Below are 21,580 nucleotides of genomic sequence, written 5' to 3'. Positions count from 1 at the left end.
CGGAAGCGGAGCCGCACGCGGAGCGGAAGAGCACGACTCCGTAGGGCCCGGGTGACTGAAGAGTCGCCCGGGCCCCTTTTTGCTCGGATTTTCGCCCGGACCTCATCCCCAAGATGTCCGTATTGGTAGGGAGGTTGCCCGTCTGCCCTGTGGCATGCACTACAAAAGCCGTGATCCGTTTGTTGATTGAAAGACGCCCCGTCTAGCGTCGGTCCGGCTGTTCGTCAGGCAGTGCGCCGCGCCCGCGGCACCGGACAGTCATCGCCGAGTCCCCGTACGGCGCGAGCCAGGGGAGCCGGGGACCCATACGCAGTCCCTGGGGTGAATCGGACGCCCTCCCTGGAGGGAGTCCGTAGGAGACCTTCCTGCTCCGAACCCGTCAGCTAACCCGGTAGGCGAGAGGGAAGGAAAGGATCAGCCCCTACATGGCGTTCACCTGTGGCCCCGGGAAACACCGCCGTCCGAGCCGCGTGAAGCGCTCCACCACGAACGCCGTCGGCGTCGCCGCGCTCACCACCACCGGTGTCATCGGAACCCTGGCCGCTCCGGCGCTCGCCGCGGACGCCTCCGTCGAGCAGACCGGGCTGACCCAGGCCGTCACCCTCGGGGACAAGGTCGCCGCGCAGATCGACGCTCAGGCCGCCGCCCAGCAGCGCGCCGCCGACGAGGCCGCCGCGCGCAAGAAGGCCGAGGAAGCCGCGCGGAAGAGGGCCGCCGAGGAGGCGAAGAAGGAGCGCGAGGCCAAGGAGCGTGCCGCCCGTGCCGCCGAGCGCAAGCGTCTCAACACCTTCGTCCTGCCGATCACCGGCTCGTACATCTCCACCGGCTACAAGACCGGTGGCAGCCTCTGGTCCTCCGGCAGTCACACCGGCGTCGACTTCCACGCCGCCTCCGGGACCTCGGTCCACGCGGTCGGCTCCGGCACGGTCGTCACGGCCGGCTGGGGCGGCGCCTACGGCAACCAGATCGTCCTGAAGATGCACGACGGCACCTACACGATGTACGGCCATCTGTCGTCCATCGGCGTCTTTGTGGGTCAGACGGTCACCCCGGGCCAGCAGATCGGCCTCTCCGGCTCCACCGGGAACACCACCGGGCCGCACCTCCACTTCGAGGCCCGCACGACGGCGGAGTACGGCTCCGACATGGACCCGGTCGCCTACCTCCGCTCGCACGGCGTGAACGTCTGACGCCCGTACACCCCGAACGTCCGACGACCGGCGTCAACACTTCCGAAGCCCCGGCTCCCCCGAGCCGGGGCTTCGTTGTTTCGAACGGCTGTCTGTCCAAAAAATATCCATGGATTCCGGCCCGCCATCGGAAATTCCGGCTCTCTGCAATAGAGTCACTGAACAAGCGTCAATCGACCGCGTTTCGCGGGGATTAAGGCGGAGGTCCGGTCATGCGCGTTCCCGCGCACTCGGTATGCACGGCGATTCGTGACGACATCGTCGCGGGTGTCTACGAGCGCGGCAGCCGGCTCACCGAGGAACTGCTCGCGCGTCGCTACGGCGTCTCGCGGGTCCCCGTGCGCGAGGCCCTGCGCACGCTGGAGGCCGAGGGCTTCGTCGTCACCCGTCGGCACGCGGGCGCGTGCGTCGCGGAGCCCACCGAGCAGGAGGCGGCGGACCTGCTGGAGATGCGCATGCTCCTGGAGCCGCTGGGCGCCGCCAGGGCCGCGCAGCGGCGCACCGAGGCTCACCTCAAGGTGCTTCGAGGCCTGGTCAGACTGGGCCAGGAGCGGGCCAGGAGGGGGAACAGCGAGGATCTGCGCTCGCTCGGCGGCTGGTTCCACGAGACCCTCGCGCAGGCCTCCGGAAGCCCCGCCCTGACCTCTACGCTGGCCCAGCTGCGGCACAAGATCGCCTGGATGTACGCGGTCGAGGCGCCGGCCAACCCGGCGGAGTCCTGGGCGGAGCACGGCGGGATCGTGGACGCGGTGGCGCGCGGCGACAGCGAGCGGGCGCGGGCCGTCACGGCGCTGCACACGGAGCGCGCGGCGGTCGCGCACCGGCTGCGTTTTCCCGGCGGGGGAGATCGTCCGGAGCGCGTGAGGACTTCGCAACATCCCGTAAACATGACGGGCGTGCGTCATTAACACCGGCACCGTATACAAAGAGAGGTAATTCGCGGGGGATTATTTTTGCTGCCCGCAATTAGGAAAAGCGAAGGGCCCGCCCGATGTTTTCAGGCGAGCCCTTCGAATGTGTACGGGGCGGGGTCTTTTGGTGCGAAGACCACTCCGGCCATCAATTCGGGAACCCCGTGTGGGGGCTCCTTCTCAGACGGTCTCGGGGAGCTCCTCGAGACCCTCCGCCACCAGCTTCGCCAGCCGGTCGAGCGCGGCGTCCGCACCCTCGGCGTCCGACGCGAGGACGATCTCCTCGCCGCCCTGGGCGCCGAGGCCGAGGACCGCCAGCATGGAGGCCGCGTTGACGGGGTTGCCCTCCGCCTTGGCGATCGTCACGGGGATACCGGAGGCCGTGGCCGCCCGGACGAAGATGGAGGCGGGACGGGCGTGGAGGCCCTCGGCCCAGCCGACGTTGACGCGGCGCTCAGCCATGTGATGCTGCCCTTCAGGTGTTCAGGGTTGTCTAGACCAGTGTTCCACAACGTGAAGCGAGTCCGGGGAAAGGTGTTGTTCCTCTCCCGGACTCCGGCGTCGGATCCCGGCCTGGATCCGACGTCGGTGCCCTCAGCCTGCCCCGCGCCGTTGTCGGACGCGAGCCGTACTCTGGGCCCCATGCAGACCTCGTCGGACCGGCACGAGTACCCCTCCCACTGGGAGGCCGACGTGGTGCTGCGCGACGGCGGCACCGCCCGCATCAGGCCCATCACCGTCGACGACGCCGAGCGGCTGGTGAGCTTCTACGAGCAGGTCTCGGACGAGTCGAAGTACTACCGCTTCTTCGCGCCCTACCCGCGCCTGTCCGCCAAGGATGTCCACCGCTTCACGCACCACGACTTTGTGGACAGGGTGGGACTCGCGGCCACGGTCGGCGGCGAGTTCATCGCCACCGTACGCTATGACCGTATTAATGCCGATGGTCGGGCCGCCTCCGCACCCGCCGACGAGGCCGAGGTCGCCTTTCTCGTGCAGGACGCCCACCAGGGCCGTGGCGTCGCCTCGGCCCTCTTGGAGCACATCGCGGCCGTCGCCAGGGAGCGGGACATCCGCCGGTTCGCCGCCGAGGTGCTACCCGCCAACACCAAGATGATCAAGGTGTTCACGGACGCCGGGTACCAGCAGAAGCGGCACTTCGAGGACGGCGTCGTCCGCCTGGAGTTCGACCTCGAACCCACCGACCGCTCGCTCGCCGTGCAGCGCGCGCGGGAGCAGCGCGCCGAGGCACGGTCCGTGCAGCGCCTGCTCGCGCCCGGCTCGGTCGCCGTCATCGGAGCGGGCCGTACGCCCGGCGGGGTGGGACGCAGCGTCCTCGACAACCTGCGCGCGGCCGGGTTCACCGGCCGCCTGTACGCCGTGAACAAGGCGCTCCAGGAGAAGGAGCTCGCCGGGGTCCCGGCCCACCGCTCCGTCCGTGACATCGCCGAGCCCGTCGACCTCGCGGTCGTCGCCGTGCCCGCGCCGTACGTCCCCGAGGTCGTCGCGGAGTGCGGCGAGCACGGGGTGCAGGGCATCGTGGTCGTCTCCGCCGGGTACGCCGAGAGTGGCCCCGCCGGACGCGAGCGCCAGCGCGCACTCGTCCGCCAGGCCCGTACGTACGGGATGCGCATCATCGGACCGAACGCCTTCGGGATCATCAACACCTCCCCCGAGGTGCGCCTCAACGCCTCGCTCGCGCCCGAGATGCCGCGCCCCGGGCGGATAGGCCTGTTCGCCCAGTCCGGCGCGATCGGGATCGCCCTGCTCTCCCGGCTGCACCGGCGCGGCGGCGGCGTCACCGGCGTGACCGGCGTGTCCACCTTCGTCTCCTCCGGGAACCGGGCGGACGTGTCCGGCAACGACGTACTCCAGTACTGGTACGACGACCCGGACACCGACGTCGCCCTGATGTACCTCGAATCCATCGGCAACCCGCGCAAGTTCACCCGCCTCGCCCGGCGGACGGCAGCGGCCAAGCCGCTGGTCGTGGTCCAGGGCGCGCGGCACGCCGCCGCTCCCCAGGGGCACGCCGTACGGGCCACACGGCTGCCGCACGCCACCGTGTCCGCGCTGCTGCGGCAGGCCGGGGTGATCCGGGTCGACACGATCACCGAGCTGGTCGACGCGGGGCTCCTGCTGGCCCGCCAGCCGCTCCCCGCGGGACCCCGGGTGGCGATCCTCGGCAACTCGGAGTCCCTCGGGCTGCTGACGTTCGACGCGTGCCTCGCCGAAGGACTGCGACCGCTGCCTCCCCTGGATCTGACCACGGCGGCTTCGGCGGACGACTTCCACAGGGCGCTGACGCACGCCCTCGCCGATGACCGGTGCGACATCGTGGTGGTGACCGCCATACCGGCGGTGGGGGAGACGTCGGCCCAGGACGCGGCCCTGGCAAAGGCCCTGCGGTCGGCCTCGGCCTCGGCCCCGGCGAAGCCGGTGCTCGTGGTGCACGTCGAGCTCGGTGGACTCGCGGAGGCCCTGTCCGCGGCGGCCAGCACCGCACCACAGACGGCGTCCACGGCACCCGGCGCAGGCCAGACACCCCGTCCCGCCGAACGCCCGGCCGCCGCGGTGAGCGACCCCTCGCAGGCGAGCCCCCGGCTCATCCCCGCCTACCCCGCCGCCGAGCGTGCCGTCCGCGCCCTCGCCGAGGCCGTGAAGTACGCCCAGTGGCGGCGTGAGGTGGCCGACCCCGGCAAGGTCCCCGAGTACGAGGACATCGACGAGAAGGGCGCCGCCGAGCAGATCGACGAGGTGCTCTCCCGGGGCTCCGGACTGACGCTCGCCCCCGAGGCCGCCTGTGTGCTGCTCGGGCGGTACGGCATCGACGTACACCAGGCGCGGCCCGCGCCGACACCCGACGAGGCCGCCGCGGCCGCGCGGACCCTCGGCTACCCGGTGGCACTCAAGACCACCGCCCCGCACCTGAGGCACCGTGCCGACCTGGGCGGCGTACGCCTGGACCTGACGGACGAGGCGCAACTGAGGAGGGCGTACGCGGAGTTGACCGACCTCTTCGGGACGCCGGAGGTGCTGCGCCCGGTCGTGCAGGGCATGGCGCCACGCGGGGTCGACACGGTCGTACGGGCCGTCATCGACCCGGCGGCCGGAGCGGTGCTCTCGTTCGGTCTCGCCGGAGCCGCGTCGGAGCTGCTCGGGGACACGGCACACCGGCTGGTTCCGGTCACCGACCGGGACGCGAGCTCACTGGTCCGGTCGATCCGGACGGCGCCGCTCCTGTTCGGCTGGCGGGGCTCGGCGCCGGTCGACACCGCGGCCCTGGAAGAGCTGATGCTGCGCGTCTCGCGGCTGGTCGACGACCATCCCGAGGTCGTCGCCGTCTCCCTGGAGCCCGTGGTGGTCGCCCCGCGCGGCCTGAGCGTGCTCGGCGCCACCGTGCGGCTGGCCCGCGCCCCCGTCCGCGACGACCTCGGCCCCCGCACGCTTCCCGTCGTCTGAGCCGTACCGGTCCCGTCGCCCGCGCCGTGCCGTCCCGCGCCGTGCCGTCCCGTGTCGTCCCGTGCCGGCCCGTCCTGCGAGCCGCACCGGCGCCCGCCGCCGTAGACGATTCGTTCTGATCCGTCCACGACAGACACCCGCGAGCGGTGCCTCGCAGTCAGTGGGCCACCGTAGGATGGACGTCATGGCCAAGACCAGTACGACGACCCAGGGGCTGCGAGCGGCGATCGAGCGCAGCGGCTACTACCCGGCCCTCGTGGCCGAGGCGGTGGAGGCCGCGATCGGCGGCGACACCATCCGGTCGTACCTGGTCCATCAGGAGACGACGTTCGACGCCAACGAGGTGCGCCGGCACGTGACCGTGCTCGTCCTCACCGGCAACCGCTTCATCGTGAGCCACACCGACGAGCAGAACGCGGACACGACCTCACCGACGCCCTACGCCACCACATCGACCGAGTCGGTGAAACTCGGCCGGATCTCGTCGGTCGTCGTCAGCCGCGTCGTCGCCAACCCGGAGTCGTACACGCCAGGCACACTGCCCCGCGAGGTCGTCCTGACCATCGGCTGGGGCGCGGTCTCCCGTATCGACCTGGAGCCCGCGGCGTGCGGCGACCCCAACTGCGAGGCGGACCACGGCTACACGGGCAACTCGACGGCGGACGACCTGAGCCTGCGCGTCAGCGAGGCCGGGGACGGTCCGGAGACGGTGCGCCAGGCTCTCGCCTTCGCGCAGTCCCTCTCCGAGGCGACCGCGGACGTCGCCCGCTGATGGCGCTGCCCACCTGGGACCACCCGGAACCGCTGGCCATTGATTCCGCGCCCGTCCCCGAGTACGGCGCGGGCTCGCTCGCCGATCTGCTGCCCACCCTCGCCGCCGGCATGGGCGTCCCCGGCATGAGCACCGCCATACCGGAGCTGACCGGGGCCGACCGGAACTGCGTCTTCCTGATCGACGGTCTCGGCTGGGAGCAGCTGAAGGCGCACCCGGACGAGGCCCCCTTCATGAGCTCCCTCCTCGGGAGCTCGCGCGGCGGCACCGGCCGCCCGCTCACCGCGGGCTACCCGGCGACCACCGCGACCTCCCTGGCCTCCGTCGGCACGGGCCTGCCGCCCGGTGCGCACGGTCTGCCCGGCTACACCGTGCGCAACCCGAGGACCGGCGAGCTGATGAACCAGCTGCGCTGGAGTCCCTGGACGGAACCCCGTGTCTGGCAGCCGTACCCCACCGTCTTCCAGCTCGCGGACGCGGCGGGTGTGCACACGGCCCAGGTCTCGTCCCCGACCTTCCAGAACACCCCGCTCACGAAGATCGCCCTGAGTGGCGGATCGTTCCACGGGCGGCTGTCGGGCGAGGAGCGCATGGATCTCGCGGCCGAACAACTGGCTGCCGGTGACCGCTCGTTGGTGTACACCTACTACGCCGAGGTGGACGGCAAGGGCCACCGCTTCGGCGTCGACTCGGACCCCTGGCGCGGCCAGCTGATGTACGTCGACCGCCTGGTCCAGCGCCTCGCGGAGCAACTGCCGCCGCGCGCGGCGCTGTACGTCACCGCCGACCACGGCATGATCGACATCCCCTTCGACGAGCAGCACCGCATCGACTTCGACGAGGACTGGGAGCTGCGCGCGGGAGTCGCCCTGCTGGGTGGCGAGGCCCGGGCCCGGCACGTGTACGCCGTCCCCGGTGCCGAGGCGGACGTCCTGACCTGCTGGCGCGAGGTGCTCGGCGAGCAGTTCTGGGTGGCTTCGCGTGACGAGGCGATCGCGGCGGGCTGGTTCGGGCCGCAGGTCGACGAACGGGTGTACGCCCGGATCGGAGACGTCGTGGCGGCAGCCTGCGACGACGTCCTGATCATCGCGTCCGAGCGGGAGCCGAAGGAGTCGGCGATGGTCGGCAACCACGGTTCGATGGTGCCGGCGGAGCAACATGTTCCGCTCCTGGAAGTGCGTACCTGACCCCTCTCCCTCCGCCTGCCTCCCTTCTTGCCGAAAGGTGCTCAACTCCCCATGCCCGAGCTGGTGTTCTTCTCCGGAACGATGGACTGCGGGAAGTCGACGCTGGCTCTCCAGATCGAGCACAACCGCTCGGCCCGGGGCCTGCAGGGCATGATCTTCACGCGCGACGACCGCGCGGGAGAGGGCAAGCTCTCCTCCCGCCTCGGCCTGGTCACGGACGCCGTGGAGGTCGCCGACGACCAGGACCTGTACGCCTACCTCGTCGACCACCTCTCCCAGGGCGGCCGGGCGGACTACGTGATCGCGGACGAGGCCCAGTTCCTGGCCCCCGGACAGATCGACCAACTGGCCCGGGTGGTCGACGACCTGGGTGTCGACGTCTTCGCCTTCGGTATCACCACCGACTTCCGCTCCAAGCTCTTCCCGGGCTCCCAGCGCCTCGTGGAGCTCGCCGACCGGGTCGAGGTCCTCCAGGTCGAGGCCCTGTGCTGGTGCGGCGCCCGCGCTACCCACAACGCCCGCACGATAGGGGGCGAAATGGTCGTCGAGGGCGCCCAGGTGGTCGTGGGCGACGTCAATCAGGCGGAGGACATCGGCTACGAGGTCCTGTGCCGCCGACACCACCGGCGCCGGATGACGGCGGCGACGGCCCGCGCGGGCGCCCTTTCGCCGGACGTACTGCCGATCGCCTCCGCCTGACCTCGGCGCACAGCGCGCATCACCGCTCGGTGCGGATCACCGAGAACACCGCGCCCTCCGGGTCCGCCACCGTGGCCACCCGTCCGTAGGGCGAGTCGTGGGCCGCCTTGAGGAGGTGTCCGCCGAGGTGGGTGGCCTCGGCGACGGCCTCGTCCACGTCCGCGACCTCGAAGTACGTCAGCCAGTGCGAGCCTCGGTCGCGGGGCAGCCCGTGGCCGACTCCGTGCATGCCGGCCACCGGGCGGCCGTCGATGTGCAGGGTCACGTAGTCGAAGTCGGCCGAGACGACCGCCTCCGGCTCGTGTCCGAAGACCCCCTGGTAGAACTTGACGACGCTCTCGGTGTCGCGGGTCAGCAACTCGATCCAGGCGGGCGTGCCGTGCACCCCGTGGAGCGCCGTGCCCAGATGGGCCGCCGCCTGCCAGACCCCGAAGACGGCGCCTGTGGGGTCCGAGGCGATCAGCAGCCGCCCGGCCTCTCCGGCGTCCAGGGGACCCACGCCCACGGTGCCGCCGCAGTGCCGTACCGACTCGGCGGTGTGGTTCACGTCCTCCGAGGCGAAATACGGCGTCCAGGCGACCGGCAGATGCCGGTCGGATGGCATCTGTCCGATCCCCGCCACCTCGTGGCCGTCGAGCAGGGCCCGCGCATAAGGGCCGAGCTGCCGCGGGCCCGGCTGGAACTCCCAGCCGAACAGCTCTCCGTAGAACTCCTGGGTCGTCGCCATTCCGTGCACCATCAGGCTCACCCAGCAGGGCACGCCGGGCGCGTGCCGAGCGTTCGTGGTGCCTTTCGGGCCGGCCGACTCCCGTGCCTCGGTCATCGTCACTCTCTTCTCGGCCCCTCGCGGTGGCCGTTCACCTTCCGCCTACCAACCGCGTACCGCAATCGCGCGCGTGCACGCCCCGTGCCGATGCTCGCACCACCCGTCACCCTGCGCGCCCCGACGGCGTCATCGTGTAGCGGTCCACCGCCGGAGAATGCCCGATGTGCCGTTTCCCATCCGTTTCCGCGCGATTGCCGGGGGGTGTCCATCGGCTGTACAGCATGTGCCCGATCCCGTACGCCGGGTGATCGGACCTGTCCGGCCGAGCAGAGTAGCCGGACCTGGACGCCGGGGCCACCCCGTAGGCGAGGATGGTGGCCATGAACGCCATCATCTCCGCATCCGAACTCGCGAGCGATCTGGTGGGACCGAACCCGCCGGTCGTGCTCGACATCCGCTGGCAGCTCTCCGTGGCCACGGCCGCCGGGGCCGCTCCCTTCGACGGCAGGGCCGCCTACGAGGCAGGGCACATCCCCGGCGCGGTCTTCGTCGACCTGGATGCCGAACTGGCCGGGGAGCCGGGGGAGGGCGGCCGCCATCCACTGCCCGACCTGGAGGTCTTCGGCGCCGCGATGCGGGCCGCCGGGGTGTCCACGGACCGGGATGTCGTCGTGTACGACGGTGGCGTGGGGTGGGCCGCCGCGCGGGCTTGGTGGCTGCTGGGCTGGACGGGTCATCCGGCGGTGCGCGTGCTTGACGGCGGGCTGGCCTCCTGGAGCGGGCCGGTGGCCTCGGAGGTTTCGAAGCCCGCCCCCGGAACCTTCGAGCCGGTACCGGGCGCCCGGCCGCTGCTGGACGCGGACGGGGCCGCCGCGCTCGCCCGTACGGGGCTGCTGCTGGACGCCCGGGCCGGTGAGCGCTATCGGGGCGAGGTCGAGCCGATCGACCCCGTCGGCGGGCACATCCCGGGCGCGGTCTCGGCGCCGACCGCGGAGAACGTCACGGAGACCGGCGAGTTCCGGCCATCGGACGAGCTCGCTGAGCGCTTCAAGTCCCTCGGCGTGACCGGCACTTCGGAGGTCGGCGTCTACTGCGGCTCGGGCGTCTCCGCCGCCCACGAGGTGCTGGCGCTCGCCGTCGCGGGCATCCCGGCAGCTCTGTACGTGGGTTCCTGGTCGGAGTGGTCGCGGGACGGCGGCCGTCCGGTCGCGGTGGGCCCCGACCCCCAGTAACGGCACGTCGCGGCTGGCCCCGACCCCGAGTAACGGCAAAGGGGCCCGCTCCAGCCTGGCGCGGGCCCCTTTGCCGTACAACCGACTAATCCTGCTTCTTCCGTCGTGTCCCGAAGACGATCTCGTCCCAGCTCGGGACCGCCGCTCTGCGGCCCGGGCGGACGCCGTCGGCCTCGGCCTGGCGGTCGGTCGCGCCGACGAGACGGTCGCGATGGCTGCCGACCGAGCGGGGCATGAGTACGTCCGCGTAGGCGGAACCGGCACCGGCCGAGGCCGCGGGGGCCGGGGGCTCCTCCGCCTCGGGCTCGGTGGGGGGCTCCTCCGTCGCCGGGAGTTCCGTGGTGGCGGGCCGCTCGGGCACCACCATGTCGCCCCGGAAGCTGGGCACCGCTTCCAGGAGGCTGGTGAGCGAGTCGCGGTCGCTCACGCTCTCCTCGACCGGCTCGGGGGAGGGCCCGGGCAGGCTCGGGCGCTCCATCTGCCGGTCCAGGGCACGGTCCAGCGGACGGTCGCGCGGCAGCCGTGCGATGCGCGGGACGAACGGGAAGCTCGGTTCGGGGGCCGCGAGATCGTCGGACTCGCCGATCAGCGAGCGCGCCTCGTCGTCGACGGCCTGGACGAGCCGCCGGGGCGGGTCGTACGTCCAGCTCGCCGAGTGCGGTTCGCCCGCGACCAGGTAGACCAGCAGCACTTCCCACGTGCCGTCGTCACGACGCCACGAGTCCCACTGGACGGTGTCCTTCTCGGCGCCCCGGATCAGCAGCCGCTCCTGGACGGCCTCGCCGAGCTGGGGTCCGGCGTTCTCACCGGGGCGGCGGACAGGAGTCTTTCGGGCCCGCTCGGCCATGAAGGCGCGCTCGGCGAGCACGGGGCCCTCGAAGCGACGCACCCGGTCGACGGGGATTCCCGCGAGCTGGGCGACTTCCTCCGCGGAGGCGCCGGCGCGTATCCGCGCCTGGATGTCTCGGGGGCGGAGATGGCTCTCCACCTCGATCTCGATCTGGCCGAGGCGGGGACGGTCACCGCGAACAGCGGCGCGCAGACGCTCGTCAATCGGAAGCGTGTACTCCGTGCTGTCCGCAGCCTTCAGCACCAGCCGTGTGCCGTCGTTAGAGACGGCCACGACACGCAGTTCGGGCATGGGGACCTCCCGGGTGGTGCCTGCCGACGTCACGTGCGTCGCTGCTTCCGCTAGTCGAGTGTGGCCTGCCCGGGTGCAGCCTGCCACAACCTTGCCGAGTTGCCCGGCGTGTCGGGCACGGGCCCGGGGTCGCCGTTATGGCACGGTTACCTATTCGCAACGCTAAGTGACGAACTCCATCACCCTGTGCAACGAGCCCCCTCCCGGCGGTCCTGTCAGGCCCCGGACACCCTGGCGGGAGTCCGGACCCAGGGCTCGCAACAGTACTCCATTCGGGCCACGTGCGTGGATCGGCGCGCCGCCCAACTTCTAGTGGGGGGTGGTAGTTGGCCGTCCGTTGCGCCGTATTCGTGACCTTGAAACGTGTCGTACTTCACGTAATCGCCGGAAACGGAACTAAAGGTTTCGCCTATTCGTCCCTTTCTCGTGCAAGCGGTCGAGAAGTACGGGAAAGGCAGGCAAGGTCCGGGGATGCGTGAGAAGTCGGCTGGTGGCGAGGAACCGAGGGCGAAGGAGGGGGAACAGAGGAAGAAGCGGGTGGACCTGAGCCTTCCGCAAGTGGCGGGCAGCGCCGTGGCCGCGGTGGTGGCGGCCAAACTCGCCTCCTACTTCGGGGTGTACGGGACGATCCTGGGCGCCGGAGTGGTCAGCGCGATCGCCACCTGTGGGGGCACCGTCTTCCAGCACTTCTTCAAGCGCACCGGCGAGCAGCTCCGCGATGTGACGGTCCAGACGAAGCCGAGGCCCCAGCAGACCCCGGTGACGGGGCAGTTCACCGAGGGCACCGTCTACCGCGCCAGGGTCAGGAGCTGGAAGCGGCCGCTGGTGGCCGCGGCGCTCGTCTTCGGCGTCACGATGGCGGGGATCACGACGTACGAGCTGGTGTCGGGGCAGAGCTTCAGCGGCGACGGCACGAGCACCACCGTCGGTGACGCCTTCAAGAGCGGCGGCTCCAGCTCCCACTCCAAGCCCGGTGCGACGCCGTCGAGCGGATCCTCGTCGAGGGAGCCGTCGGCCACCGACAGCACCCCCGGCACCGAAAGCGGTTCCGGCGCCGACGCCCCTCAGGGTGATGGCGGTGCCACGACCCCGGCGCCGACGCCGAGTTCCAGCGCCGCTTCGCAGGCGCCGGCCGACACCCCGGCGCCCACGGACGGTTCGTCTACGAGCCCAGCACCCGACGCAAGTAGTCGTTCCCGAAGCGCCGATCCGGGTCAAGCCGGTCCCTCAGTGCCGTGAACTCGCCGAAGCGCGGATACACCTTCGAGAAGTACTCCGCGTCGCGGGTGTGCACCTTGCCCCAGTGCGGGCGACCCTCGTGCGCCGTGAAGATCCGTTCGGCCACGGTGAAGTACGCCTGATAGGGCGTACCCCTGAACATGTGGACGGCGATGTAGGCGCTCTCCCGACCGGACCCCGTGGAGAGCGTGATGTCGTCCGCGGGGGCCGTACGCACCTCGACGGGGAAGCTGACCCGCAAGGACGAGCGGTCGACCATCTTCTTCAACTCGCGCAGCGTCTCGACGAGCGCCTCGCGCGGAACGGCGTACTCCATCTCCACGAAGCGCACCCGGCGCGGAGAAGTGAAGACCTTGTAGGGAATGTCGGTGTAGGTCCGCGCGGACAGCGCGCGGCTGGAGATCTTCGCGATCGTCGGGATGGTGGCGGGCACGGCGCGGCCGACCAGATTGGCCACCTGGAAGACCCCGTTGGAGAGGAACTCGTCCTCGATCCAACCACCGATCTGTCCGATGGGCCTCTCCGGGCCGGCGCTGCGGTTGTTGCGCTTGGTGTTGCAGTTGCCGGTGTGCGGGAACCAGTAGAACTCGAAGTGCTCGTTCTCCGTGAAGAGTTCGTCGAAGTCGGCGGTGACCTTGTCGAAGGTCATCGGCTCCTCGCGGGCCGTGAGCAGAAAAATGGGTTCTACGGAGAAGGTGATCGCGGTGACGATCCCCAGGGCGCCGATGCCGACGCGGGCGGCCGTGAAGACCTCGGGGTTCTCCTTCTCGGAGCAGGTGAGGAGCGAGCCGTCCGCGGTGATCAGCTCAAGGCCCTTGATCTGCGCGGCGATCGAGGCCGAGTCGCGGCCCGTGCCGTGCGTTCCGGTACTGGTCGCGCCCGAGACCGTCTGCTCCATGATGTCGCCCATATTCGTGAGCGACAGCCCCTCGCGCGCGAGAGCCACATTGAGACGCTTGAGCGGGGTGCCCGCCTCGACGGTGACGGTTCCGGCCTCGCGGTCGATGTTGCGGATGCCGGTCAACAGTTGAGGGCGGATCAACACGCCGTCGGTCGCGGCGGCGGCCGTGAAGGAGTGCCCGGTGCCGACGGCCTTGACCCTCAGGCCGTCGTCGGCCGCCTTGCGAACGGCCGCGGCGAGCTCCTCGACCGAAGCGGGGGCGACCTCCCGCACGGGACGGGCGGTGACGTTCCCCGCCCAGTTACGCCACGTGCCACTCTTCCCGCTCACTGTGGTGCTCATGGGTCCCCTCCCGCTGCGGAACCGGCCTGCTCAGCCGGCGATACCCGAGGAATCCGACCGCGACCGCGACGGCTCCGGACACCGCCGGAACCCCGTACCCGGCCTTCGCACCGGCGGCGTCGATCACCCAGCCGGCCACGGAGGAGCCGAGCGCGACCCCGACCGCGAGTCCGGTGCTCACCCAGGTCATGCCCTCGGTCAGTTTCGCGCGTGGTACGTGCTGTTCGATGAGGGACATCGTCGTGATCATCGTGGGAGCGATGGACAGGCCCGCAACGAACAGCGCCACGGCCAGAAACGGCAAGTTTCCGACCAGTAGCAGGGGGATCATACTCACGGCCATGGCGCATATGCCCAGCAGCCACCGACGTTCGGGCGCCCCGTTGAGGTGCAGCAGTCCGAACACGGCTCCCGCCACGCAGGAACCCGCCGCGTAGAGGGCCAGAACCACGCTCGCGGCACCCTTGTGGCCCTGCTCCTCCGCGAAGGCCACGGTGACCACGTCCACGGCCCCGAAGATCGCTCCCGTCGCCACGAACGTGGCCACGAGGACCTGGAGTCCGGCCGCGCGCAGTGCCGAGCCACTGGTGTGCTGCTCACGCGGATGTGGCACGGGCTCGGTCGCGTGCTGGGAGGTGAGCCAGAAGACGCCCGCGGCCAGGAAGCAGGCGGCGAGCAGCGGACCGGCCTCCGGGAACCACACCGTGGACAGGCCGATGGAGAAGATCGGCCCGAAGATGAAGCAGACCTCGTCCACCACGGACTCGAAGGAGTACGCGGTGTGCAACTGCGGGGTGCCCCCGTAGAGGGCCGCCCAGCGGGCCCGGACCATCGCGCCGATGCTCGGGACGCAGCCGATCCCCGCCGCGCAGAGGAACAGCACCCAGTCCGGCCACTCGAAGTGCGCGGCCAGCAGCAGCCCGGCGGCCGCGGTGAGCGCGAACAGGGTGACGGGGCGCAGCACCCGCCGCTGACCGTGCCGGTCCACCATCCGGGAGACCTGTGGGCCCATCACCGCGGCCGCCAGCGCCATGGTCGCCGACAGCGCGCCCGCGAGCCCGTACCGCCCGGTGAGCTGGGAGATCATCGTCACCACGCCGATGCCCATCATCGACAGCGGCATCCGGCCGAGGAAGCCCGCGGCGGAGAACCCCCTGGAGCCGGGGGCGGCGAACAGGGCGCGGTACGGGCTCGGCACGAGGGGTCTCCGGTGGGCTCGGCCCGACCGCACGGTCACCGCGTGCGGCCGGACTCCGGTAAGGCGTGAAGATGGCCAATACAGCTTACTGGTTAGGTGACCCTAACGCCTCGGTCGGGTCCTCCCCGATTCCGCTCGTCACGTGGCTGTTGTCCGGCTGTCAGCGACGGATGGCAGGATCGGACGCATGCCAGATGCGCTCGATGCCACCCCCTACGACGCCCTGCTCCTGCTCTCGTTCGGCGGCCCCGAAGGCCCGGACGACGTGGTTCCGTTCCTGGAGAACGTGACGCGGGGGAGGGGCATCCCCAAGGAACGGCTGAAGGAAGTGGGGCAGCACTACTTCCTGTTCGGCGGGGTCAGCCCGATCAACGCCCAAAACCGTGGCCTGCTCGACGCCCTCCGCAAGGACTTCGCCGACCACGGCCTGGACCTGCCCGTGTACTGGGGCAACCGCAACTGGGCGCCGTACCTCACCGACACCCTGCGTGAGATGGTCGCCGACGGCCGCCGCCGCGTCCTCGTCCTCGCCACGAGCGCGTACGCCTCGTACTCGGGCTGCCGGCAGTACCGCGAGGACCTCGCCGGCGCCCTGGCGACCCTGGAGGCCGAGGGCCTGGAGCTGCCGAAGATCGACAAGCTGCGGCACTACTTCAACCACCCCGGCTTCGTGGAGCCCATGATCGAGGGCGTCCTGAAGTCCCTCGCCGAGCTCCCCGAGGACGTACGGGCGGGCGCGCACCTCGCCTTCACCACGCACTCCATCCCCACCGCGGCCGCCGACACCTCCGGCCCGGCCGAGGACCACGGCGAGGGCGGTGCCTACGTCAAGCAGCACCTGGATGTGGCACGGCTGATCGCCGACGCCGTCCGCGAGGAGACCGGCATCGAGCATCCCTGGCAGCTTGTGTACCAGTCGCGTTCCGGAGCCCCGCACATCCCGTGGCTAGAGCCCGACATCTGCGACCACCTGGAGGAGCTGCACGGGGCCGGGGTCCCGGCCGTCGTGATGGCCCCCATCGGGTTCGTCTCGGACCACATGGAAGTTCTGTACGACCTCGACACGGAGGCGAAGGCCAAGGCGGAGGAGCTGGGACTGCCCGTGCGCCGCTCGGCCACCGTGGGCGCCGACCCCCGCTTCGCGGCGGCGATCCGCGACCTCGTCCTGGAGCGCGCCGCGACAGAGAACGGGCTGCGGGTGACACCCTGCGCCCTGGGCGCGCTCGGCGCGAGCCACGGCCTGTGCCCGGTGGGCTGCTGCCCGGCCCGTGCCCCGAAGCCCGCCGCCGCGGGCGCCGACAGCCCGTACGCCTGAGGAGCACCGTGATCGAGCCCCTGCACACCGAACTGCTCCAGCTGGCGCACGACGCGGCCCGCCGCGCCGGCGCGCTGCTGCGGGACGGCCGCCCGGCGGATCTCACGGTGGCCGCCACCAAGTCCAGCCCGATCGACGTCGTCACCGAGATGGACATCGCCGCCGAGAAGCTGATCACCGACCTGATCTCCCAGCACCGCCCCCATGACGGCTTCCTCGGCGAGGAGGGCGGCGCCAGCGAGGGCACCAGCGGCATCCGCTGGGTCGTGGACCCGCTCGACGGCACCGTGAACTACCTCTACGGGCTGCCGACCTGGGCGGTCTCCATCGCGGCCGAGCAGGACGGCGAGACCGTCGTCGGGGTCGTCGCGGCACCGATGCGCGGCGAGACCTACAGCGCCGTGCGCGGCCGGGGCGCCCGGGCCACCGGAGCGTGGGTCGGCGAGCGCCGGCTGGCCTGCCGTCCCTCGCCGCCACTGGACCAGGCCCTGGTCTCGACCGGCTTCAACTACGTGACCGAGGTCAAGGTCCACCAGGCCGAGGTCGCCCATCGGCTGATCCCACTGCTGCGCGACATCCGGCGCAGCGGTTCGGCGGCCGTCGACCTGTGCGACGTGGCCGCGGGCCGCCTCGACGGCTACTACGAGCGCGGCCTGCACCCCTGGGACCTCGCGGCGGGCGACCTGATCGCCCGTGAGGCGGGCGCCCTGACCGGTGGACGCCCCGGAGAGCGCCCTGCGGGCGATCTCGCGGTCGCGGCCTCCCCGGGCGTCTTCGAGCCCCTCCAGCGGCTTCTGGAGGAGTTCGGCGCCTGGCACGACTGAGGACTCCCGCCGTCCTCGGTCCGTACAGCGGCTACGTAATTCGGTACGCACAACTACGGAGCGGGGCCCCGGCACTGGATCGATGCCGGGGCCCCGCTCTTGTACGAACTGCTCAGACGCGCGACGCGCCGACCTCCACACCGTGCTCGGCGGCAAGGCGGCGCAGGTCCTCGAGTTCGGCCTGCTCGACCTCCGCGAGGAAGTCGTCGCCTGTTTCGCGAGCCCGCGTCAGGTCGGACTCGGTCGCCCTTATGCGCTGCAGAAGTCCTGCGGTGAATGCGTCCATGCTGCGCCCCCTCGTCCTGGGTCGTGGGTCGTTGGCACGGGGGTGTGCCGTTGGGAAGGGGCGATCACGTCTCCAGAGGGTGCCCAGCGCTGCCCGGGCTGGGCGGCGACGGTGCCGGACACCCACGTCCGCTCTGCGGAAGCGGTTGGACGTACCACAAGGTGGCTTGCCACATGCAGAGCGTGATCGCGGGGTGTAAAGCCGTCCTCCCCCGGCTCCCTTCAGTGGAAACCTCAACCCGACGAGAAAATCTGGCATTCCCGGGGGCCGGAACCGGCGTACTGGGCGCCTCTCACCCGTCTTACAGCCGGTTTATGGCCGAAAAGGGCAGGATGGAGGCCTTACCCGTGACAGACCCCCTGCCCGCGTGCGCCGAAGTGGCGCTACGCGGGTGGACAGAGGAAGGACAAGCGACGTGCGCGTACTCGTCGTCGAGGACGAGCAGCTGCTCGCCGATGCGGTGGCCACCGGACTGCGCCGGGAGGCCATGGCCGTCGACGTCGTGTACGACGGCGCGGCCGCCCTGGAGCGCATCGGCGTCAACGACTACGACGTGGTCGTCCTCGACCGCGACCTCCCGCTCGTGCACGGCGACGACGTCTGCCGCAAGATCGTCGAGCTCGGCATGCCCACGCGCGTGCTGATGCTCACCGCCTCCGGCGACGTCAGCGACCGTGTCGAGGGCCTGGAGATCGGCGCCGACGACTACCTCCCCAAGCCGTTCGCGTTCAGCGAGCTGACGGCACGCGTGCGTGCCCTCGGACGTCGTACGAGCGTGCCGCTGCCGCCCGTCCTGGAGCGTGCCGGGATCAAGCTCGACCCCAACCGCCGCGAGGTCTTCCGCGACGGCAAGGAGGTCCAGCTCGCGCCCAAGGAGTTCGCCGTCCTGGAGGTGCTGCTGCGCAGCGAGGGCGCCGTCGTCTCCGCCGAGCAGCTTCTGGAGAAGGCCTGGGACGAGAACACGGACCCCTTCACCAACGTCGTCCGGGTCACCGTCATGACCCTGCGCCGCAAGCTCGGGGAGCCACCGGTCATCGTCACCGTGCCCGGCTCCGGCTACCGGATCTGATCCCCGGTGGCCACGACTCCCGCGCCTCCCACGGCGCCTCCGAAGCCCACCTGGGACCCCAGAAGGGCGGAACCCCCGTTCCCCTGGCTGCGTCCGACCATTCGCATACGGCTCACACTGCTGTACGGCGGCATGTTCCTGATCGCCGGCATCATGCTGCTGTCGATCATCTATCTGCTCGCGGCGCAGGCGTTGAACGTGGGCAGTGACCTCCCCTTCAAGATCCTCTCGGGGCAGGTGGGAAGCAGCAGCTGCAACTTCCCGTCGAACCCGACGGCGAACGAGCTCAACAACGCGATGAACGCCTGCGTGAACCAGCAGCGTCAGCACGCCCTGGACGACCTGCTCAGCCGCTCCCTGCTCGCCCTGCTCGGCCTCGCGATCATCGCCTTCGCCTTTGGCTACGCGATGGCGGGCCGCGTCCTGTCGCCGCTCGGCCGGATCACCCGCACCGCGCGCGCGGTGGCGGGCTCGGACCTGTCCCGGCGGATCGAGCTGGACGGCCCGGACGACGAGCTGAAGGAGCTGGCGGACACCTTCGACGACATGCTGGAGCGGCTGCAGCGGGCCTTCACCGCCCAGCAGCGGTTCGTCGGCAACGCGTCGCACGAACTGCGCACCCCGCTCGCGATCAACCGCACGCTCCTCGAGGTGCACCTGTCCGACCCCGGAGCCCCGGTGGAGCTGCAGCAGCTCGGCAAGACGCTGCTCGCCACCAACGAGCGCAGTGAGCAGCTCGTCGAGGGCCTGCTGCTGCTCGCCCGCAGCGACAACCAGATCGTGGAGCGCAAGCCCGTGGACCTCGCCGAGGTCGCCACACAGGCCGTCGACCAGGTGCACGGCGAGGCCGCGGCGAAGGGCGTCAAGATCCGCGGGGAGCGCGCCGCGGCGGTCGTCCAGGGCAATGGCGTCCTGCTGGAGCGGATCGCCCTGAACCTCGTCCAGAACGCGGTGCGGTACAACGTGTCGGAGGACGGCTGGGTCGAGGTCACGACTCTGGTCCAGCACGGACACGCGGTACTGGTGGTCTCGAACACAGGTCCGGTGGTTCCCGCGTACGAGATCGACAATCTTTTTGAGCCTTTCCGGCGGCTGCGCACGGAGCGTACGGGCAGCGACAAGGGCGTGGGTCTCGGCCTGTCCATCGCCCGGTCGGTGGCCCGCGCACACGGTGGCCATATCGCGGCAGAGCCGCGCGAGGGGGGTGGGCTCGTGATGCGCGTCACCCTTCCTATCTGAGAGCATGTCGCGGACACGCGACGATGTTCGCTTTGCGCGGAAATTTCTGGTCGCCCATCCGGGAGGCTCGTGTGTGATCGATCACAAGGGCGAGTTTCTGGCCATCTACTCTCCGTGGCCACGCAGGCTGTCGTAAAGCCGGGAAAATCCGGGTTTTCGGGGGTCTAGATCACGGGAAGTACACGGTGGGACGCCTTTGAAGTGGGCCCTTCGGACCGTGTACGGTCCGCATCGCCATCCAAGCCGATCACTCATGAGGAGTCCGGTTGGGTGTCGATTGAGTAACAGACCTTGATGTGAGGCAAAATCTCCGCCTCAGGTCGGGCACAAGTCCGGCCTCTCACGCGTTACGTGCGCTGAGACACCGCAGACACCCAGAGGGGGAGAGCGACATGGCAACGGATTACGACACCCCACGCAAGACCGACGACGACGTCGACTCGGACAGCCTTGAAGAACTGAAGGCTCGCCGGAACGACAAGTCGACGTCGTCGGTCGACGTAGATGAGTTCGAGGCCGCAGAAGGCCTGGAGCTGCCCGGAGCCGACCTCTCGAACGAGGAGCTGGCTGTCCGGGTGCTGCCCAAGCAGCAGGACGAGTTCACTTGCATGAGCTGCTTCCTGGTGCACCACCGCAGCCAGCTGGCCCGCGAGAAGAACGGTCAGCCGATCTGCCGCGACTGCGACTGAGGCAGGGTCGGCCGTGACTGGCTCGACCCCTCCTTGGAAGCGCCGCTTCCCCTCACGGGCGGCGGACGAAGGGCCCTCAGACGGCCCTGAAGGCGTGCGTGACGACGAGCGGGGCTCTTCCCGACCAGGATCAGCCTCGCTCGAGCGGGCGCCCGCCACAGCGCCGACAGGCGCTTTTGCGCGGGCCGCAGAGGTGACGCCGGCCGGAGACCCCGGACCGGCCGACGATCCGGTGCCGGCGGACGCCTCTGTGCCCGCCACCGGCCGCCGTGCGGCCGACGTCCGGGACGGGGTCAGAAAGAGCGTTCAGAAAGGCGGCAGCAGGGCCAGGGCGGGCCTGTCCTACCTTGCCGACCGGATCATCGACATCGCGCCGCGCGTCCCCGTACGGGACCTCGCGACCCTCCGCAAGCAGTTCCCGGGACTCACCCCCGAACAGCTCGCGGACAAGCTCGTCGCGGGTGCGGCCAACGCGACGTCCACCGTGGGCGCCGGGATCGGTGCCGCAGCGATGCTGCCGGTGCCGCCCGCGATGCCGACCGAGCTCGCCGCCGAGATCACCGGGGTCGCCGCGATCGAGCTGAAGCTGATCGCCGAGCTCCACGAGGTCTACGGCCTGCGGCCGCCGGGCAATCTCAAACAGCGCAGTACCGGGTATCTGAACTCCTGGTCCTCCGAACGCGGGATCGACGTGACCAGACCGTCGACGATCAACGCCGCGCTGGGCGGCCAGATGAAGCGTGAGCTGCGCCAGCAGATCATGAAACGGATGGTCCGGGATCTGCCGAACCTGATGCCGTTCATGGTGGGCGCGGCGGTGGGGGCGGTCATGAACCGCCGGGACACCAAGCGCCTGGCGGCGCGTATCCGCAAGGACCTGCGCAAGTCCCAGGTGCCGTGGGACGCGCTGTTGGAACTGCCGCCCCTGGAGAAACCGACGGATCCACTGCGGATCGGGGAGATCCCCAAGGAACTGGGGCACTGAGCCCCGCCTGACCACCGGCCGCCCGCGGAGCGGAGACAGCGGCGGAGCGGCAGTACTCGGGTGCAGAGGCGCATGGGCCGTGGACTGGTGTGCGCGGGTGCGCAACCGTCACACGAAGGCGCGCCCCTGATTC

20 protein-coding genes and 1 riboswitch are annotated in these 21,580 nt (G+C 70.6%); of the genes, 14 read left to right on the top strand and 6 right to left on the bottom strand.

Features of this window, described 5'->3' with window-relative positions:
* Window positions 1-252 precede the first annotated feature (252 nt).
* Window positions 253-413: riboswitch (cyclic di-AMP (ydaO/yuaA leader) on the top strand.
* A 12-nt stretch (window positions 414-425) separates the two neighbouring features.
* On the top strand, window positions 426-1,190 hold the full coding sequence (locus tag OG819_RS02645; protein ID WP_266430164.1) for a M23 family metallopeptidase: 765 nt from the start codon (window positions 426-428) through the stop codon (window positions 1,188-1,190).
* A gap of 212 nt (window positions 1,191-1,402) precedes the next feature.
* Window positions 1,403-2,098 carry a GntR family transcriptional regulator gene (locus OG819_RS02640; RefSeq protein ID WP_266430163.1) on the top strand — a complete coding sequence of 232 codons (696 nt, stop codon included), beginning with the start codon at window positions 1,403-1,405 and terminating at the stop codon, window positions 2,096-2,098.
* Between the two features lie 183 nt (window positions 2,099-2,281).
* Here OG819_RS02640 and OG819_RS02635 read toward each other — a convergent pair whose 3' ends face one another.
* A complete protein-coding gene (locus OG819_RS02635) occupies window positions 2,282-2,563 on the bottom strand; it encodes an HPr family phosphocarrier protein (RefSeq protein ID WP_054229914.1) in 282 nt (93 codons plus the stop codon).
* A gap of 180 nt (window positions 2,564-2,743) precedes the next feature.
* On the opposite strand from OG819_RS02635, the gene OG819_RS02630 reads away from it, so the two are divergent.
* From OG819_RS02630 to OG819_RS02615, 4 genes are all read left to right on the top strand, one after another.
* Entirely contained in the window at window positions 2,744-5,563 is a 2,820-nt protein-coding gene (locus OG819_RS02630) for a bifunctional GNAT family N-acetyltransferase/acetate--CoA ligase family protein (protein ID WP_266629509.1), read from the top strand.
* Between the two features lie 184 nt (window positions 5,564-5,747).
* A complete protein-coding gene (locus OG819_RS02625; protein WP_206300944.1) occupies window positions 5,748-6,335 on the top strand; it encodes a DUF5998 family protein in 588 nt (195 codons plus the stop codon).
* Window positions 6,335-7,522: an alkaline phosphatase family protein gene (locus OG819_RS02620; RefSeq protein WP_266430147.1), complete on the top strand. Its 1,188-nt coding sequence runs from the start codon at window positions 6,335-6,337 to the stop codon at window positions 7,520-7,522. The genes OG819_RS02625 and OG819_RS02620 overlap by 1 nt, the downstream gene beginning before the upstream one ends.
* A 51-nt stretch (window positions 7,523-7,573) precedes the next feature.
* Entirely contained in the window at window positions 7,574-8,221 is a 648-nt protein-coding gene (locus tag OG819_RS02615) for a thymidine kinase (protein WP_266430144.1), read from the top strand.
* Window positions 8,222-8,240: 19 nt separating this feature from the next.
* Here OG819_RS02615 and OG819_RS02610 read toward each other — a convergent pair whose 3' ends face one another.
* The gene (locus OG819_RS02610; RefSeq protein WP_266629512.1) at window positions 8,241-9,044 is read right to left on the bottom strand and encodes a VOC family protein; all 804 of its coding nucleotides are present in this window, start codon (window positions 9,042-9,044) and stop codon (window positions 8,241-8,243) included.
* A 323-nt stretch (window positions 9,045-9,367) separates the two neighbouring features.
* Between OG819_RS02610 and OG819_RS02605 the strand changes: the two genes are divergently transcribed.
* Window positions 9,368-10,219 (top strand): sulfurtransferase, encoded by an 852-nt coding sequence (locus tag OG819_RS02605; RefSeq protein ID WP_266647826.1) that lies wholly within the window; start codon window positions 9,368-9,370, stop codon window positions 10,217-10,219.
* A gap of 85 nt (window positions 10,220-10,304) precedes the next feature.
* Here the strand turns inward: OG819_RS02605 and sepH are convergent, their stop codons facing one another.
* Entirely contained in the window at window positions 10,305-11,360 is a 1,056-nt protein-coding gene (gene sepH / locus OG819_RS02600; protein ID WP_266629516.1) for a septation protein SepH, read from the bottom strand.
* A gap of 471 nt (window positions 11,361-11,831) precedes the next feature.
* Between sepH and OG819_RS02595 the strand changes: the two genes are divergently transcribed.
* A complete protein-coding gene (locus OG819_RS02595; protein ID WP_266629518.1) occupies window positions 11,832-12,599 on the top strand; it encodes a hypothetical protein in 768 nt (255 codons plus the stop codon).
* Here the strand turns inward: OG819_RS02595 and OG819_RS02590 are convergent.
* Window positions 12,523-13,842, bottom strand: a complete 1,320-nt coding sequence (locus OG819_RS02590) for a D-arabinono-1,4-lactone oxidase (RefSeq protein WP_266647824.1) — start codon at window positions 13,840-13,842, stop codon at window positions 12,523-12,525. The two genes, OG819_RS02595 and OG819_RS02590, sit on opposite strands and share 77 nt — an antisense overlap.
* The gene (locus OG819_RS02585) at window positions 13,802-15,040 is read right to left on the bottom strand and encodes an MFS transporter (protein WP_266647822.1); all 1,239 of its coding nucleotides are present in this window, start codon (window positions 15,038-15,040) and stop codon (window positions 13,802-13,804) included. The genes OG819_RS02590 and OG819_RS02585 overlap by 41 nt, the downstream gene beginning before the upstream one ends.
* Window positions 15,041-15,227: 187 nt before the next feature.
* Between OG819_RS02585 and OG819_RS02580 the strand changes: the two genes are divergently transcribed.
* Both OG819_RS02580 and OG819_RS02575 read left to right on the top strand, forming a co-directional pair.
* Window positions 15,228-16,355, top strand: a complete 1,128-nt coding sequence (locus OG819_RS02580; protein ID WP_266647821.1) for a ferrochelatase — start codon at window positions 15,228-15,230, stop codon at window positions 16,353-16,355.
* A gap of 8 nt (window positions 16,356-16,363) precedes the next feature.
* Complete coding sequence (locus tag OG819_RS02575; RefSeq protein ID WP_266586593.1) at window positions 16,364-17,179, top strand: inositol monophosphatase family protein; 816 nt, start codon at window positions 16,364-16,366, stop codon at window positions 17,177-17,179.
* Between the two features lie 112 nt (window positions 17,180-17,291).
* Here OG819_RS02575 and OG819_RS02570 read toward each other — a convergent pair whose 3' ends face one another.
* On the bottom strand, window positions 17,292-17,465 hold the full coding sequence (locus OG819_RS02570; RefSeq protein WP_165854003.1) for a hypothetical protein: 174 nt from the start codon (window positions 17,463-17,465) through the stop codon (window positions 17,292-17,294).
* A gap of 415 nt (window positions 17,466-17,880) precedes the next feature.
* Between OG819_RS02570 and OG819_RS02565 the strand changes: the two genes are divergently transcribed.
* The 4 genes from OG819_RS02565 to OG819_RS02550 all read left to right on the top strand — a co-directional run bounded on the left by OG819_RS02565 (window position 17,881) and on the right by OG819_RS02550 (window position 21,447).
* The gene (locus OG819_RS02565; RefSeq protein WP_010983842.1) at window positions 17,881-18,534 is read left to right on the top strand and encodes a response regulator transcription factor; all 654 of its coding nucleotides are present in this window, start codon (window positions 17,881-17,883) and stop codon (window positions 18,532-18,534) included.
* Window positions 18,535-18,540: 6 nt separating this feature from the next.
* Window positions 18,541-19,773 carry a HAMP domain-containing sensor histidine kinase gene (locus OG819_RS02560; protein ID WP_266647820.1) on the top strand — a complete coding sequence of 411 codons (1,233 nt, stop codon included), beginning with the start codon at window positions 18,541-18,543 and terminating at the stop codon, window positions 19,771-19,773.
* 392 nt (window positions 19,774-20,165) lie between these two features.
* On the top strand, window positions 20,166-20,462 hold the full coding sequence (locus OG819_RS02555) for a DUF4193 domain-containing protein (RefSeq protein WP_003997302.1): 297 nt from the start codon (window positions 20,166-20,168) through the stop codon (window positions 20,460-20,462).
* A gap of 13 nt (window positions 20,463-20,475) precedes the next feature.
* Window positions 20,476-21,447 carry a hypothetical protein gene (locus OG819_RS02550; RefSeq protein ID WP_266647818.1) on the top strand — a complete coding sequence of 324 codons (972 nt, stop codon included), beginning with the start codon at window positions 20,476-20,478 and terminating at the stop codon, window positions 21,445-21,447.
* Window positions 21,448-21,580 lie beyond the last annotated feature (133 nt).

Origin of the sequence: Streptomyces sp. NBC_01549, from assembly GCF_026339955.1 — a bacterium.
GTDB lineage: Bacteria > Actinomycetota > Actinomycetes > Streptomycetales > Streptomycetaceae > Streptomyces.
Note: the sequence above shows the minus strand (reverse complement) of the source record. Positions and strands in the feature narration are given on the sequence as shown.